16 protein-coding genes are annotated in these 15,662 nt (G+C 54.6%); 10 read left to right on the top strand and 6 right to left on the bottom strand.

Annotated features, from left to right (window positions below):
* Window positions 1–262: 262 nt before the first annotated feature.
* A complete protein-coding gene (recO, locus tag QZ197_RS08565; RefSeq protein ID WP_272146615.1) occupies window positions 263–997 on the top strand; it encodes a DNA repair protein RecO in 735 nt (244 codons plus the stop codon).
* Here recO and QZ197_RS08570 read toward each other — a convergent pair.
* Both QZ197_RS08570 and QZ197_RS08575 read right to left on the bottom strand, forming a co-directional pair.
* Window positions 994–2,022: an aldehyde reductase gene (locus QZ197_RS08570; RefSeq protein WP_296431471.1), complete on the bottom strand. Its 1,029-nt coding sequence runs from the start codon at window positions 2,020–2,022 to the stop codon at window positions 994–996. The two genes, recO and QZ197_RS08570, sit on opposite strands and share 4 nt — an antisense overlap.
* Window positions 2,023–2,072: 50 nt before the next feature.
* Window positions 2,073–3,758, bottom strand: a complete 1,686-nt coding sequence (locus QZ197_RS08575; protein WP_296431474.1) for an acyl-CoA dehydrogenase family protein — start codon at window positions 3,756–3,758, stop codon at window positions 2,073–2,075.
* Between the two features lie 148 nt (window positions 3,759–3,906).
* Here QZ197_RS08575 and QZ197_RS08580 point away from each other — a divergent pair, with 148 nt between their 5' ends.
* The gene (locus tag QZ197_RS08580) at window positions 3,907–4,677 is read left to right on the top strand and encodes a sulfite exporter TauE/SafE family protein (RefSeq protein ID WP_272146558.1); all 771 of its coding nucleotides are present in this window, start codon (window positions 3,907–3,909) and stop codon (window positions 4,675–4,677) included.
* A 27-nt stretch (window positions 4,678–4,704) separates the two neighbouring features.
* Here the strand turns inward: QZ197_RS08580 and QZ197_RS08585 are convergent, their stop codons facing one another.
* A complete protein-coding gene (locus QZ197_RS08585) occupies window positions 4,705–6,303 on the bottom strand; it encodes a phosphoenolpyruvate carboxykinase (RefSeq protein ID WP_272146557.1) in 1,599 nt (532 codons plus the stop codon).
* Between the two features lie 290 nt (window positions 6,304–6,593).
* On the opposite strand from QZ197_RS08585, the gene QZ197_RS08590 reads away from it, so the two are divergent.
* The 7 genes from QZ197_RS08590 to QZ197_RS08620 are packed head-to-tail and all read left to right on the top strand — an operon-like array spanning window position 6,594 to window position 11,923.
* Complete coding sequence (locus tag QZ197_RS08590; protein WP_296431475.1) at window positions 6,594–7,295, top strand: response regulator transcription factor; 702 nt, start codon at window positions 6,594–6,596, stop codon at window positions 7,293–7,295.
* A 3-nt stretch (window positions 7,296–7,298) separates the two neighbouring features.
* The gene (locus tag QZ197_RS08595; RefSeq protein WP_296431476.1) at window positions 7,299–9,023 is read left to right on the top strand and encodes a sensor histidine kinase; all 1,725 of its coding nucleotides are present in this window, start codon (window positions 7,299–7,301) and stop codon (window positions 9,021–9,023) included.
* A 3-nt stretch (window positions 9,024–9,026) separates the two neighbouring features.
* Window positions 9,027–9,446: an HPr kinase/phosphatase C-terminal domain-containing protein gene (locus tag QZ197_RS08600; protein WP_296431477.1), complete on the top strand. Its 420-nt coding sequence runs from the start codon at window positions 9,027–9,029 to the stop codon at window positions 9,444–9,446.
* Window positions 9,443–10,357: an RNase adapter RapZ gene (gene rapZ, locus QZ197_RS08605; protein ID WP_296431478.1), complete on the top strand. Its 915-nt coding sequence runs from the start codon at window positions 9,443–9,445 to the stop codon at window positions 10,355–10,357. Before QZ197_RS08600 ends, rapZ begins: the two co-directional genes overlap by 4 nt.
* Entirely contained in the window at window positions 10,354–10,749 is a 396-nt protein-coding gene (locus QZ197_RS08610) for a PTS fructose transporter subunit IIA (RefSeq protein WP_296431479.1), read from the top strand. The genes rapZ and QZ197_RS08610 overlap by 4 nt, the downstream gene beginning before the upstream one ends.
* On the top strand, window positions 10,746–11,015 hold the full coding sequence (locus tag QZ197_RS08615) for an HPr family phosphocarrier protein (RefSeq protein ID WP_296431480.1): 270 nt from the start codon (window positions 10,746–10,748) through the stop codon (window positions 11,013–11,015). The genes QZ197_RS08610 and QZ197_RS08615 overlap by 4 nt, the downstream gene beginning before the upstream one ends.
* Window positions 11,016–11,044: 29 nt before the next feature.
* Window positions 11,045–11,923, top strand: coding sequence for a lysophospholipid acyltransferase family protein (locus tag QZ197_RS08620; protein ID WP_296431481.1), 879 nt, complete (start codon window positions 11,045–11,047; stop codon window positions 11,921–11,923).
* Here QZ197_RS08620 and QZ197_RS08625 read toward each other — a convergent pair.
* Window positions 11,920–12,795 (bottom strand): 3-hydroxybutyryl-CoA dehydrogenase, encoded by an 876-nt coding sequence (locus QZ197_RS08625; protein WP_296431482.1) that lies wholly within the window; start codon window positions 12,793–12,795, stop codon window positions 11,920–11,922. The genes QZ197_RS08620 and QZ197_RS08625 overlap by 4 nt on opposite strands.
* Before the next feature lie 158 nt (window positions 12,796–12,953).
* On the opposite strand from QZ197_RS08625, the gene QZ197_RS08630 reads away from it, so the two are divergent.
* Window positions 12,954–13,799, top strand: a complete 846-nt coding sequence (locus QZ197_RS08630) for a DUF6473 family protein (RefSeq protein ID WP_296431483.1) — start codon at window positions 12,954–12,956, stop codon at window positions 13,797–13,799.
* Between the two features lie 58 nt (window positions 13,800–13,857).
* On the opposite strand, the gene QZ197_RS08635 is transcribed toward QZ197_RS08630, so the two are convergent.
* Both QZ197_RS08635 and QZ197_RS08640 read right to left on the bottom strand, forming a co-directional pair.
* The gene (locus QZ197_RS08635) at window positions 13,858–14,784 is read right to left on the bottom strand and encodes an FAD-binding protein (protein ID WP_296431484.1); all 927 of its coding nucleotides are present in this window, start codon (window positions 14,782–14,784) and stop codon (window positions 13,858–13,860) included.
* On the bottom strand, window positions 14,784–15,542 hold the full coding sequence (locus QZ197_RS08640; RefSeq protein WP_296431485.1) for an electron transfer flavoprotein subunit beta/FixA family protein: 759 nt from the start codon (window positions 15,540–15,542) through the stop codon (window positions 14,784–14,786). The genes QZ197_RS08635 and QZ197_RS08640 overlap by 1 nt, the downstream gene beginning before the upstream one ends.
* Window positions 15,543–15,662: the final 120 nt, after the last annotated feature.

Here is a 15,662-nt window from a genome sequence, read left to right on the forward strand (position 1 = left end):
CTTGCCTCCGGCGGGAGTTTAAAGGGCAAGATGATGAACACCACCTTGCCCTAAAAGAAACGAGAGTTCTCTCATCACCTTGCACGATCTTCCGCTCTCCAGCCTGGGACCGCAATATCTCTATGCGCTAGTATGGTTAAAGAACCGTTATCATCTTGCTGTTTAAACTCCCGCCGGAGGCATCTGCTCTATCAATACACGCTGCCTCTTGTAACTGCGCGATGTCCGGTCTGTTATGCATCCATGTGCGGGACAATTTCAAATGATTGAATGGCAAGACGACGCCGCTTTGCTAGCTGCGCGCCCCTTTGGCGAGACGTCGGTCATCATCGAGGTATTTAGCGAAACGCATGGCCGCCATGCCGGTGTTGTGCGTGGTGGGACCAGTCGCAAGGTTGCCCCATTATTGCAACCCGGTGCCCAACTGTCGGTCACTTGGAAGGCGCGTTTGGATAGCCATCTGGGCAGCTTCACGGTTGAGCCGATCCGTAGTCGTGCCGCCGCCGCTATGGGTGACAGGCTTGCTCTTGCTGGGCTCAATGCGGTTTGTGGTCTGTTAGTCATGGTTCTACCCGAACGCGAGGCCCATCGCCCGCTCTATGACCGCACAATTGGGTTGCTGGATCTGCTGGGGCAATCCGACGTTTGGCCGCTCGCTTATCTGCGGTGGGAGCAGGCCTTGCTGGAGGAAATGGGTTTCGGCTTGGATTTATCCGCCTGTGCCGTGCGTGGGGTGAATGAAGAACTAATCTACGTGTCGCCAAAATCAGGCCGCGCGGTCAGCCGTCAAGGCGCGGGCGAGTGGGCAGACCGTATGTTACCCTTGCCGCCTGTCTTGGCGGGCAAAGGTGACGCGACCCATTCAGAGATTGCGCTCGCTTTAGGAACAACGGGTTTTTTCATTGAAAACAAGTTGATCAAAGGGCTGGGCGATCGGCCATTGCCACCTGCAAGGGCGCGTCTGGTCGAGGTCATCGCACGTGGCGCGCCGGACTAGACCAGCTTGTTATCGATCAGATATTTGGCAGACGAAACCGCCGCTTTGCGGGCTTGCCGCATCCCGCGCCCGACAGTTGCAAGCGCACGTGCATTGTCGATCTTGTCGACACGTCCAAGGTTTGGCACTATTGATTTTATTGTTGGATCAAACCGCGCCAAGAGACGGATCAAGAAGTTTGGCGCTACGCGGGTTGGCATTTTCCGGTCGGGAAAGGCAATCTTTACAGCCTGCGCGAGGTCTTTGAAGCTCTGAAAGCTGTCGACTGCCATGATCCGTTGGCCAAAGGTTTCGGGCTTTTCGATCACCATGACATGCATCTCTGCCACATCTAAAACGTCTACCGTTGCGAAGCCGATATCAGGCAACATCGGATCTTTGCCGCGCAGCAGACGTTCGATTACCTGAATTGATGAGCCAAAGTGTTGGTCCAAGGGTGCGCCCAACACAAAGCCCGGATTGATTGTTGTGAGATTCATGTCGGGTGCGTCATTGCGCACAAAATCCCAAGCCGCTTGTTCGGCCAAGGTTTTTGACCGCGCATATGCCGCCACGTCAGGATCGGTGGGGTCTGTCCAGTTTGTTTCATCGAATGATGTATCGCCTGCGGGCAAGGCAGAGCCACTGATCGCCGCCGTCGAGGATGTCAGCACCACGCGGGTGATCCCCGCAGCATGGGCTGCCCGCAACGCACGCATGGCCCCGTCAACGGCAGGGCGGATTAAATCATCTTCGTGTTTGGGTTGGTCCAATGGGAACGGCGACGCGGTGTGCATCAGCACGTCGACGCCGTTCATTGCGTCGGTCCAGCCTGCGTCCTCAGTCAAGTCGAGTATGACAAATGTCAGCCGCACCGCGAGATCGCTGTCGTCACTCAGCTGTGGGCGGACCGCTTCGGTTACTTCTGCCCCGCGACCAAGGTCACGGACGGTGCCGCGCACATGATACCCTGCTTCAAGCAGTTGCAGTGCGATGTGCTTGGCGATGTAGCCAGAGGCTCCGGTCAAAAGGACGGTCTTGGTCATGGAAAAGCTCCTACTCGTGCGCTGGTTTGCCACTTAGCAGGAGGTTGCCCTCAATCAAGCAGGCGGCGTGCAATGACTTGTGCTTGAATTTCAGCCGCACCTTCAAAGATGTTCAGGATGCGCGCGTCGCACAAGATCCGGCTTACTTTGTATTCCAGTGCAAAACCGTTGCCACCGTGGATTTGCAGCGCGTTGTCGGCGCAGGCCCACGCGATACGGGCGCCCAAAAGCTTCGCCATGCCCGCCTCAAGATCGCAGCGGCGGTCATTGTCTTTTTCATCGGCGCTGAAGTACGTCAATTGACGTGCGACCATAATCTCGACGGCCATCATCGCCAACTTTCCACCAACGCGCGGGAATTCGATCAGGGATTTGCCGAATTGTTTGCGGTCTTGGGCGTATTGCATGCCCACGTCCAACGCAGACTGTGCCACGCCAACAGCGCGGGCTGCTGTCTGGATGCGCGCAGATTCAAACGTCTGCATCAGCTGCTTAAAGCCTTTGCCGGTTTCATTGCCCAAAAGGTTCTCGCCTTTGATCGCAAAGCCGTCGAATGCCAGTTCGTATTCTTTCATGCCGCGGTAACCCAGAACTTCGATCTCTCCGCCCGTCATGCCGGGGGTGGGGAAGGGGTCTTCTTCTGTACCGGAGGTCTTTTCAGCCAAGAACATCGACAGGCCGCGATAGTCTGTTGTGCCTGGATCGGTGCGCGCCAGCATCGTCATGACATGAGTGCGGGTCGCGTGGGTGATCCAGGTTTTGTTGCCTGTGACTTCCCAATCGTCGCCTTTCTTGACCGCACGCGTGCGCAAGCTGCCAAGGTCAGAGCCGGTATTAGGTTCGGTAAACACGGCCGTTGGCAGAATTTCGGCAGATGCCAAGCCGGGCAACCATTTCTGCTTTTGCTCTTCGGTACCGCCGCAAAGGATCAATTCTGCTGCGATCTCGGACCGAGTCGCAAGAGAGCCGACGCCGATATAGCCGCGTGAAAGCTCTTCTGACACAACACACATGGATGCTTTGGTGAGGCCAAAGCCACCGTATTCTTCGGGGATGGTCAGGCCAAAGACGCCCATTTCAGCCATCTCGTCGATGATCTCCAGTGGGATCAATTCGTCTTTCAGGTGCCAGTCGTGCGCATCCGGCTCGACCCGCTCAATGCTGAAACGGCGGAACTGTTCGCGGATCATCTCAAGCTCGTCATCAAGGCCGGACGCACCGACGGTGATATTTGCCGACTGTTCTTGCATCAGGGTGACAAGGCGCATGCGGGCGGCTTGGGTGTTGCCCGACTGGGTCAGCGTCATCACGGCGGGTTGCATCAGAGCGCGTGCATCGTCCTGGGTCAATCCAATGTCTTGCAGGCGCATAATCTCGCCTTGGCTCATCGGGATGCCGCCGTAGATTTGCCACAGGTATTCGCCGAATGCGATCTGGTGGATCAGCTGTTCAACTTCGCCAAACTTGCCTTGTTCTTGCAGACGCACAGCCCAATTTTGCATTTGCTGCAGTGCTTGCTGGTAGGTCGCAAGCCAAGCCAACCCATGCGCGGCAGTCTGGTTTTCTTCGATCAGCTTGCCGGAAATGCGCTCGCCATCGGTCACCAATGCACGCACCGAATTCTTGGCGCGGGCGACAATATCATCCACGGCAGGCAAAGCAGCAGCGGTCAATGACAGCAAGTCAGCCAGTACAGGGTTTTGGTTCAACGTCATGTCCTGACCATCATGCGGCATTATGCGACTCCTATCAATGTGCAGGTGCAGAGATAATCACTTTGCAACTGCAGCGCAATAATTGTTTGTCCCGATATCAAATGGCGCACAAAAGTGTCGCAGCGGATTTTGGGGCTGGCGCGTCTCACGCAATGTCGTAAGTAAGGCTATGCCTGAATTTCTTTCCATGCTGACCCCTGCTTTGTTCATTTTCGCGTGCTGCGTGACGATGCTGGGCGGATTTGTCAAAGGTGCCGTTGGGTTCGCCATGCCGCTGATCATGATTTCGGGGATGGGAATTTTCATCGCGCCTGAATTGGTCGTGGCAGGCATTATCATTCCGATTGTGACCACGAACTTCTTGCAGGTTGCTCGGGCTGGGCTTGGCCCTGCGCGGGCGGCTTTGGAAGAACATTGGCGTTATGTGCTGTTGGTTTGCATCATGATTTTGGTCGCCGCCCAGTTTGTGCGGCGCATCCCGGCTGATACGATGTTTATTGTGCTGGGTGTTCCGGTTGTCGTGCTGTGCCTCATTCAATTGGTCGGCTGGCGACCACAGATCACACCGCGCTGGCGGCGCCCGTTTGAGTGGGTTGCGGGGACGTTGTCGGGTATTCTGGGCGGTCTTGCAGGCACATGGGGTCCGCCGACAGTGTTATATCTTTTGGCGCTGAATACGCCGCGTGAGCGGCAGATGGCCGTGCAGGGGGTCATTTACGGGCTTGGCTCTGTGATGCTTTTGGCGGGTCATCTGAAGTCAGGCATATTGAACGCCGAAACGTGGGGCTTTTCAGCCATTCTCGTGGTGCCGGCATTGATTGGCATGTGGTTGGGGTTCAAGTTGGGTGATCGGTTTGATCAGGAACGGTTTCGACGGATCACATTGCTCGTCTTGATTATCGCAGGCGCGAACCTGATTCGCCGTGGTGTGATGGGGTAAGGTGGATCAAGACCCACCTTACTTTATTCAACCAATCGCTGCTGCTTTGACGTCATCATCAATGAACGGCACGTACTTCTCAAAGTTGTCGCTAAACATCGACACCAGCTTGGCGGCTTGCGCGTCATAGCCTGCCTTATCTGCCCATGTATCGCGCGGGTTCAATAGCCCGTCATCCACACCGTCGACGGAGATAGGGACTTCGAAGCCAAAGTTATGGTCCTTGCGGAAGGTGCTTTCGATCAATGTCCCATCTAAGGCTGCGGTCAACAGTGCACGTGTTGCTTTGATTGGCATCCGTGATCCCGTGCCATACGCCCCACCCGTCCAGCCGGTATTCACCAACCAGCAAGTCGCCCCATGGCTGGCGATTTTGCTACGCAGCAGGTTGCCGTAAACCTCTGGGCGGCGCGGCATGAAGGGCGCACCAAAGCAGGTGCTGAAAGTGGGTTCTGGTTCAGTCACGCCACGCTCTGTGCCTGCAACTTTGGACGTGAAGCCAGACAAGAAGTGGTACATGGCCTGCGCTGGTGTCAGCCGCGCAATAGGGGGCAGCACGCCGAATGCGTCGCATGTTAGCATGATGATGTTCTTTGGATGCCCACCAAGCGCTGTTTCAGACGCGTTCGAGATGTAGTTCAGCGGGTAGGCGCAGCGCATGTTGGCCGTCAGGCTGTCATCTTCGAAATCCAGCTCGAGGGTGTCTGGATCAAAAACCATGTTCTCGATGACTGTGTGCGGCATGGAACAGGTGGCGTAGATTTCAGGCTCTGCCTTTGGATCAAGGCCGATGGTCTTGGCGTAGCACCCACCTTCAAAGTTAAAGGTACCGCGATCAGACCAGCCGTGTTCGTCGTCACCGATCAATACGCGTGTCGGGTCGGCGGACAGTGTTGTCTTGCCAGTGCCGGACAGCCCAAAGAACACAGCCGTATCGACCGGATTGCCCGGTGCGTGGTTGGCAGAGCAGTGCATCGGCATAATGCCCTTTTCAGGCAGCAGGTAGTTCAGCAGCGTAAAGACGGATTTCTTGTTCTCGCCAGCGTATTCCGTGCCGCCGATCAAGATCAGCTTTTTAGCAAAGTTCATCGCGATCACTGTTTCAGAGCGGCAACCATGTTTGGCGGGGTCCGCTTTGAAGCTGGGGCAGTTGATGATTGTGAAGTCTGGCACAAAGCTGGTCAGTTCTGACGCATCAGGACGACGCAGCAAGTGACGGATGAAAAGGCCATGCCACGTAAGTTCGGTAACAACACGCACATCAAGACGGTGCGCCGGATCAGCGCCGCCGAACAAATCTTGGACGTTATAGGTGCCGCCCTTCATATGCGCCAACATGTCGGCGTACAGAACGTCGAACATATCCATGTCCATAGGCGGGTTATTTTCCCACCAGATTGTATCTTCAACGTCGGGTGTCTTGACCACGAACTTATCTTTGGGCGAACGACCAGTGTGCTTGCCAGTGGTGACAAGGAACGTTCCGCCCTTACCGGTCACACCTTCGCCTGCAGCGACTGCGGCTTCCTGCAATTCAGCTTCAGAGTGGTTGTAATACACATAACCCAGCCCTTTGATGCCTTGATCTTCAAGTTTCATCGATGGGTTGACCGTACCGTGGTCCATGGGTTCGCTCCTTCATGTGTGAGGCCGAAATGGCTAGCGATGCCCCTCAATAGCACCAAGTTTTGAAAAGCCGATACCCCATGCTGGCATCGTTAGCGCAACCATTTCCATGTTAGCGCAATCAGCGCGAGAGATAGGCGGCAATGCTCCAAGAAATTGCGAAGCATTGGCAAAAATGAACCAATTAAGGCAGGATTATGGCGTGAATTGAGTTAACGGTTGATTCGCTTGGATAAAAAGGGGAAAACGGTGCCGTATTTTTGGCACGCCAGATTTCAAGGAAATGTTGTATGTCCAGAATTGCATTAGTAGATGACGACCGGAACATTCTTACGTCCGTTGTGATGACACTTGAGGCCGAAGGGTTCGAGGTCGAGACCTACAACGACGGTCAGTCAGCTTTGGATGCTTTCAACAAACGCATGCCGGACATGGCTGTTTTGGACATAAAAATGCCGCGTATGGACGGCATGGACCTGCTCCAACGACTGCGCCAAAAGACCGCGATGCCCGTTATTTTCTTGACGTCCAAGGACGACGAAATCGACGAAGTGCTTGGCCTTAGAATGGGCGCAGATGATTACGTAAAAAAGCCATTTTCCCAGCGTTTATTAGTGGAACGGATTCGCGCCCTGTTGCGTCGTCAAGATGCACTCGCGGGCGAGGAGATCGAAGAAACAGAGGAAACGAAGGTCATGATCCGCGGAGAGCTGGTGATGGACCCACTGCGCCACGCGGTGAAATGGAAAGGCCAAGACGTATCACTTACTGTAACCGAATTTTTGCTACTGCAAGCACTCGCGCAGCGTCCCGGCTTTGTCAAAAGCCGCGATCAGCTGATGGACGTGGCTTATGACGACCAAGTTTACGTGGATGACCGCACAATCGACAGCCATATCAAGCGGCTGCGCAAAAAGATGCGCAACACAGACGGTGAATTTTCAGCGATCGAAACGCTGTATGGTATCGGCTACCGCTACAACGAAGAGTAAATCATGACTGCAGCGCCGAAAATTGACGTGCGCGACCTGAAATCAGTTCGTGCGGCGGCCCAGACACCGGACCTTGTGTTAGGTGACGACTGGGTTGGTGCGAACAGCGTCGATGTTGAAACCGTGCAGCGCGGCCGGTTGGCCACTTTGCGGCACTCTCCGATCGCGCGCAAGATCGTCACTTTTAATCTTGTTGCCTTGATCCTGCTGATTGCCGGCGTGCTTTACCTTAGCCCGTCTCGTGACAGTCTTGCGTTCCAACGTGCCAAGGGTTTGGTTAACGAAGCACAATTAATCGCCGATGTTTTCGAGGCACGCTTGCCGACAATTGCCCCGGTTGACCTTTTGTCCGCAGATGGCATTGATCCCGAGGCCACACTCGCGGCGCTTGATCTGCGCGGCGGTGTCCAAGTGACCGTTTTTTCAACGGACGCGGTTTTTGTGACAAGTACCACAGGCACGCTTTCCGAAGACGAGGTTGCAGAGCTTGAACTGCAGACCGGCGGAACTTTTTTAACTGATTTTTTCGCAGACCTTTGGGCTGGCGCGGCAGCGATGATGCCTTTTGGCACAAATGACCCCAACCCCGTAGCCACGCAGATCCAGCTGTCACAAGACAACGTCCGTAATGCTATTGCGAAAGGCACGCAGCTAGAGGCGTCCAAAATGGGCGGGAACACGAGCTTTATCGTGACAACGCCGATCTTGCGAAACGGTGTTGCCGTCGGTGTGATTGCTGTCACCACAGCTGCCGGCGAAGTGGACAGCCTTGTGCGTCGCGAACGCGAGCAATACTTGCGCCTGTTCATGGTTGGTATCTTGGTCAGTGTCGGCTTAAGCCTTGTGCTTGCGTCGACGATCGCCAACCCCCTTGCACAATTGGCCACGGCCGCTGAAGCCAGTCAGGAAAAGAACGCGCGCAAGATGTCGCCTGTGAAAGTGCATATTCCAGATTTTACCGGCCGGCCCGACGAGATTGGTCGCCTGTCAGGCGCGCTGCGCAGTATGGTTCGCGCCCTTTACAAACGTATCGAAGGCAACGAACAGTTTGCCGCAGATGTCGCCCATGAGATCAAGAATCCGCTCGCTTCGCTCCGTTCTGCAGTGGGCACGATGCGTGTCGCAAAACGCGAAGATCAGCGCGAACAACTGTTGGTAATCATCGAGCATGACGTTAAGCGCTTGGATCGACTGGTCAGCGATATCTCTAACGCATCGCGGCTTGATAGTGAGCTGGTCAAAGAAGAAGAAGAGACATTCGATCTGGTCCAGATGCTGCGTAATATCGCGGATTTCTTGGGCAAGGATGCCAGACTGCGCGGCGTTGATTTTGTTGCCGACCTGCCTGCAGATGCAATTATGGTGCAAGGCCTTGAAGGACGTTTGGCGCAGGTCTTCGTCAATCTGATCAGTAATGCGATCTCGTTTTGCGAAAAAGGTGATGCGATCCGTATCTGGGCGCGCACCCGCAAGAACCGCGTCTTGATCGTTGTTGAAGATACCGGACCTGGCATTCCGGACGATTCCCTGACCAAGATTTTCCAGAGGTTTTATTCGCAACGTCCCGCCGGTCAGTTCGGCAATAATTCCGGCCTTGGCCTTGCGATTTCCAAGCAGATCGTCACCGCGCACGCGGGGGTTATCTGGGCAGAGAACATCCGTCCCACCGACGCCGACCCAACGTCAGAGCCTTTGGGCGCGCGTTTCGTCGTTGGTATCCCGATATAAAGCATGGCGGAAACTGTGCATGCCACTTGCGTGTCTTGGCAAGGCAAGGCTGCACTGATTACCGGACGTGCTGGCGCGGGAAAGTCGACGCTCGGTTTGCAACTTATGGCGCTGGGCTGTGATTTGATTGCGGATGACCGCACGGTTTTGGACATTTCGGCTGGCCAGATTATTGCAAGTTGCCCGTCTACGCTGGCTGGTCTGATTGAAGCACGCGGTATCGGAATATTGACTGCAGACGCCGCATCATCCGCAGAAGTCCATTTTGTTATCGATCTGGATCAGGCCGAAGCCGAACGCCTGCCGCCGCGGCGCTACACCACAGTTTTGGGATACAATCTGCCCTTGATCTGGCGCGTAGAAGGCCCACAGTTCGTCCCAGCAGTTATGCAGATCCTCAAATCGGGTTGGAGCGATAGATGACGGAACGGGCCATCGACCCTCAAAACAAGTCACCGTCAATTGTTCTTGTCACAGGACCGTCCGGCGCAGGCCGTTCAACCGCGATCAACGCGCTTGAAGATTTGGGATATGAGGTGATTGATAATCTTCCGCTGTCCCTCTTGCCGCGTCTGTTAGAAGGTCCGCCGCCGGGCCGTCCGCTGGCATTGGGCCTTGATGTGCGTAACCGCGATTTTGGTGTGGATGCCCTGATTGCTGCGATTGACCAGCTTGCAGGCAAAATCGACATATCAGCACAGGTTCTTTATCTTGATGCCGATGAGGAGGAGTTGGTCAAACGCTACTCCGAGACACGCAGACGCCACCCCTTAGCCCCCGCGGGGCCCCCTTTGGCGGGTATCGCGGCAGAGCGTGAATTGCTGGTCCCTGTCCGCGCCCGCGCTGATGTCCTGATTGAAACGACCGGCATGTCCCCACATGATTTGCGGGCTGAGATCGAGCAATGGTTTGGCACTGGCGAGGGCGGAAAGCTGGGGGTCACCCTACATTCGTTTTCATATAAACGCGGGCTACCCCGCGGCATGGATATCGTGATGGACTGCCGTTTCCTACGGAATCCGCATTGGGACGAAGCCTTGCGCGCCCGCGACGGCCGTGATCCTGATGTGGCCGCTTATGTCGCGGCAGACCCGCGTTTTGAGGCGTTTTTTTCGCAAGTTAAATCGTTGATTGATTTGTTGCTCCCTGCCCACAAGGACGAGGGCAAAGCGCATCTTTCGATCGGATTTGGTTGTACGGGCGGCAAACACCGCTCTGTTATGATGACCGAGGGGATGGCATCTGCTCTTGCGCAAGACGGCTGGCATGTGTCTAAAAGGCACCGCGAGCTAGAGCGTCGTTTGGGGCAAGGTAGCAAGGAAAACGCAGTTTGATTGGTATTGTCATCGTCGCACATGGTGGGCTTGCGCAAGAGTATCTTGCCGCGGTTGAACATGTTGTCGGTCCCCAGCCTGGTATGGTCAGTATTGCCATTGGCCCCGAAGATGATCGTGCCGCCAAACAGACCGAGATTTGCGATGCCGCTGACGCTGTTGATACGGGCGATGGTGTGGTGATTGTTACTGATATGTTTGGCGGGTCGCCGACAAATCTGTCGCTGCGCGCCTGCAGCCCCGAAAATCGCCGCATCCTTTATGGTGCCAATCTGCCAATGCTGATCAAACTTGCAAAATCGCGTAACGCAACGGTGCCAGTCGCCGTAGAAGCGGCGATTGCGGCGGCTCACAAATATATCAACAGCCATAATGGCGGATTGCCGCAATGACAAAACAACGCCTGAAAATCCAGAATATCAAAGGTCTCCACGCGCGCGCATCTGCCAAGTTTGTTGAGGTCGTTGAAAGCTTTGATGCCGATGCAAAGGTCAGTAAAGACGGTGAGACCACGGGTGGCGACAGCATCATGGGGCTTTTGATGTTGGCAGCATCTATCGGAACATTTATTGATGTGGAAACCAGTGGTCCCCAAGCTGACGCGCTTGCGGCTGCGATTGAGAACCTTGTCGTCGATAAATTCGGCGAAGGTGACTGACGTTATTTGGATCGGATAGGACAAGATAATTGACCGAATCGACCCCCAAATCTGTAACCGCTCCACTTGAATCGGATCAGCCGCCGCCTGTTTATGATCGGCAGAACCTGACCTACTCAGGCACTTTTGACAGCCCCATCAAGCGCGGTCTGATCAAAACGATCGAATGGTGTTCTGGCAAAATCCACATCCTCCGTATGATCCGCAAGTTCGAAAAGCGCGGCAAAGTACAAGGCCACGGTTTCTGGCGTGCCGTACTGGATGTCATGGGCATCGATTTATTGACACCCCAAGAGCAACTGGACCTCATTCCAAAAACTGGCCCCGTTGTTGTCGTTGCAAATCATCCGCATGGGCTGGTGGATGGGCTGATCATGGCCGAATTGATCGGGTCCGTCCGCCCCGATTACCGCATTCTGGTTCGCGCATTCTTAAAAGATCTGGACGAGGATGCGGGCAAATACCTGATCCCCGTCCCCTTTCCGCATGAAGAAGACGCGCAGGCCAAGATGGTCGAGATGCGCAAGCAAGCGATGGCATACTTAAAAGAGGGGGGCTTGATCGCCCTGTTCCCGTCCGGTGTTGTTGCATCCTCAAATACGATGTTCGGCCCTATGGTCGAAGACGAATGGAACCTGTTCACAGCTAAAATGATCCGCACATCTGGCGCGCGTGTTGTGCCGCTATTTTTCCCGGGCGCGAATTCGCGTTGGTATCAAATGGCTAATCAAATCTCGGCGACATTACGCCAAAGTCTGTTGATCCATGAGATCGTGAATGCCTGCGGCAAGCCACAAAAACCCATCGTAGGTGCGCCGTTTGACGATGCAGAGGTCCAAGACCGCCTGAAAGATCCCCGCGCCTTTATGGCGTGGATGCGCGATGTGACGCTGAATTTGAGAGACTAGCGCGTCGGGACAGGGACTTCGCCGCGATAGTCGTAAAATCCACGGTCTGTCTTGCGGCCCAACCAGCCAGCTTCGACGTATTTTGTCAGCAGCGGACAGGGGCGGTATTTGGTATCCGCCAGCCCGTCATGCAGCACGTTCATGATCGCCAAACAGGTGTCTAGGCCGATGAAGTCCGCCAACTCCAGTGGTCCCATCGGGTGGTTCGCACCCAATTTCAGCGATGTATCGATGGATTTCACCGACCCAACACCTTCGTAAAGCGTATAAATTGCTTCGTTGATCATCGGCATCAGGATGCGGTTGACGATAAACGCGGGGAAATCTTCGGCAGTGGCTGATGTTTTGCCCAACCTTTCAACCACAGCATGACAAGCTTTGAACGTCGGCTCGTCCGTAGCAATCCCGCGGATCAATTCGACAAGCTGCATGATCGGCACGGGATTCATAAAGTGAAAGCCCATGAATTTCTCGGGGCGGTCCGTGCGCGACGCCAGCCGTGTGATTGAAATGGACGACGTGTTCGATGTCAGGATCGTGTCGGGTTTGAGGTGCGGCACGAGGTCTTCAAAAATCGCGGTCTTGACTGTTTCGCGTTCTGTCGCGGCTTCGATGATCAGGTCGGTTTGCCCAAGATCGGTTAACGTTTGTGTCGTGCCGATCCGCGCAAGGGCTTCGGATTTTGCGGTTTCGGTGATCAGCTCTTTGCTGACCTGGCGTTCCAGATTGCGGTCAATCACATCGATTGCCGCCTTGAGGGCATCACCACTGATGTCGTTCATCAACACTTCGTACCCGGCAAGGGCAAAGACATGCGCAATCCCGTTGCCCATCTGGCCCGCGCCTACGATGCCTACCTGTTCAATTGCCATGATCATTCCCTCGTCGGTTGGTTGCACCATAGGCCTGTGCAGGGGTGCGCTTCAAGACAGATCAAGCGCTAAAAATTTAGGCAAAGTTGAGCATTAGCATTTTGTCAAAGGGAATCCGCGAATTTGGGTACGGGTAGAATTCAAAAGGGGCAAGAATCATGAAGCAAGAAGTACTCGAACCGGAAATACTCTCGTATTCGCCCTGCCGCTATGGGGCGTCACGGGTATTGTTCCGGGGCCCACGCAAAAGGCTGGATCAACCTTATTTGGCCTTTTTGGGTGGCACCGAGACATATGGCAAGTTCGTTGAAAAACCGTTTCCGACGCTTGTCGAAAAGGCGATGCGGCAGACCTGCGTCAATTTTGGCTGCGTGAACGGCGGCATTGATGCATTTGTGAACGATGCGACAGTTATGGATATTTGTAAAAACGCAGAATTAACTATCGTGCAGGTGATGGGCGCAAATTTACTGTCGAACCGTTTCTTCACTGTTCATTCGCGCCGCAATGATCGGTTCTTGCAGGCATCAACCGTACTCAAGGCGATCTATCATGATGTCGATTTTTCCGACTTCTCTTTCACGCGACACATGTTGGGTGCTTTGCAGAACAAATCGATTGAACGGTTTGAGACCGTGGTCAATGAATTGCGCGAGGCATGGATGGCGCGGATGCACCGGTTGCTTGACCAAATTGGCGAGAACACCGTTCTTTTCTGGTTTTCCGAAAGTGAGCCTTCGGATGAACCTTGGTCTGCATCGCTGAATCAAATGCAGGTCGACCCTTTGTTCATCACCAAAGAAATGATCGATAAGTTGCGCCCAATGGTCAAAGACGTGATCATCGCGCAGCCTTCTCGTGATGCGCTTAAACGTGGAACCAATGGCATGATCTACCCCGCGTCACAGAAACGGGCGGCGCATGAAATGCTGGGGGTTGAATGCCACAAAGAGGCGGCAGCGGCGTTGATCCCGAAAATCCGCGACCATCTTTATACGATTTGACAAAAAAGGGCCCGCGTCAGTGAGAGCGGGCCCTTTCAATTCTATTATGATTATTGCGCTATAACTTGCTGGTCAGCTCGGGCACTGCAGCAAACAAGTCAGCAACCAAACCGAAGTCGGCGACTTGGAAGATTGGCGCCTCTTCGTCTTTGTTGATTGCGACGATGATCTTGCTGTCTTTCATGCCTGCCAAATGCTGGATCGCACCAGAAATTCCGACGGCGACATAAAGGTCAGGGGCGACAACTTTGCCAGTTTGTCCGACCTGCCAATCGTTTGGCGCATAGCCACTGTCGACCGCCGCGCGGGATGCACCCACAGCCGCATTCAGTTTGTCGGCTAGGGCTTCGATCAATGCGAAATCTTCTTCTGATCCAACGCCGCGACCGCCAGATACGACAACACCTGCCGATGTGAGTTCTGGACGGTCAGAAGTAGCGACTTTGTCTTCGATCCATTCGGACAAGCCAGGGTTGCCTGCAGCCCCGATATTCTCGATCGGAGCAGAGCCGCCCATGCCAGCGGCATCATAACCTGCTGTACGGATCGTCATAACTTTGATCGCGTCAGAAGATTTGACAGTCTGGATCGCGTTACCCGCGTAAATCGGACGTTCGAATGTATCGGCGTCGATGACGGCCGTCACTTCAGAAATGACCATCGCATCAAGTAATGCGGCAACTCGCGGCATTACGTTCTTCGCGTCCGTCGTGCCGGGTGCTGCGATATGTGTATAGTCGCCCGCAAGCGAAACAATCAGGTCTGCAGTTGGCTCGGCCAAACGGTGGCCAAGAGCGGCATCTTCAGCGCAAAGCACCTTGGAAACACCATCGATCTTTGCAGCCTCTTCTGCCGCAGCTTTCGCTGTAGCGCCTGCGCAAAGTACTGTGACATCGCCAAGTGCCATTGCCGCAGTGACGGCTTTTGCGGTCGCATCAACGGCCAATGCGCCGTCGGTGACTTCGCCAATCAGAAGTACAGCCATTATACAGCCCCCGCTTCTTTAAGTTTCTCAACAAGTTCGTCTACCGAACCAACAATGATACCTGCCTTGCGGGTCTCGGGTTCTGTTGTGCTCACAACGCTTAGACGCGGTGTGACGTCGACGCCGTAGTCTGCGGGTGTCTTTTCATCCAAAGGCTTTTTCTTGGCCTTCATGATGTTTGGCAAAGACGCATAACGTGGGTCGTTCAGGCGCAAATCAACAGTGATGATCGTTGGCATTTTCACCTTGATCGTCTGCAAACCACCGTCAACTTCGCGGGTGACAGTTGCGTGATCGCCTTCGATATCAACTTCGGATGCGAATGTCGCTTGCGACCATCCCAAAAGCGCAGAGATCATCTGACCCGTGGCGTTCATGTCGTTGTCAATCGCTTGCTTGCCACAAAGAACCAAGCCTGGCTGCTCTTCTTTGACAATCGCGGCAATGATCTTGGCCACGGCCAGTGGCTCGATGTCGGTGTGCACGTCATCAGTTGCGACAACCAGAATGGCGCGGTCAGCGCCCATCGCTAGGGCCGTGCGCAGCGTTTCTTGGCTCTGCTTAACACCGATGGAAACGGCGATCACTTCTTCGACTTTGCCCGCTTCGCGTAGGCGGATCGCCTCTTCGACAGCGATTTCGTCGAATGGGTTCATCGACATTTTGACGTTTGCAAGATCGACACCTGATCCGTCCGCTTTGACACGAACCTTCACGTTGTAGTCGATCACGCGCTTGACGGGTACGAGTACCTTCATCTGCGTTCTTCTCCTTAGAATCTGACCAATTATCTTCTTGAGATGTTGTTAGCCTGCGCGGACGGGCGAAAACAGTGCAAAATCGACACGGCGGTGGTCACCGACGCCACGTTCTTGACG

Source organism: Yoonia sp., from assembly GCF_017854415.1.
Taxonomy (GTDB): Bacteria; Pseudomonadota; Alphaproteobacteria; order Rhodobacterales; family Rhodobacteraceae; genus Yoonia.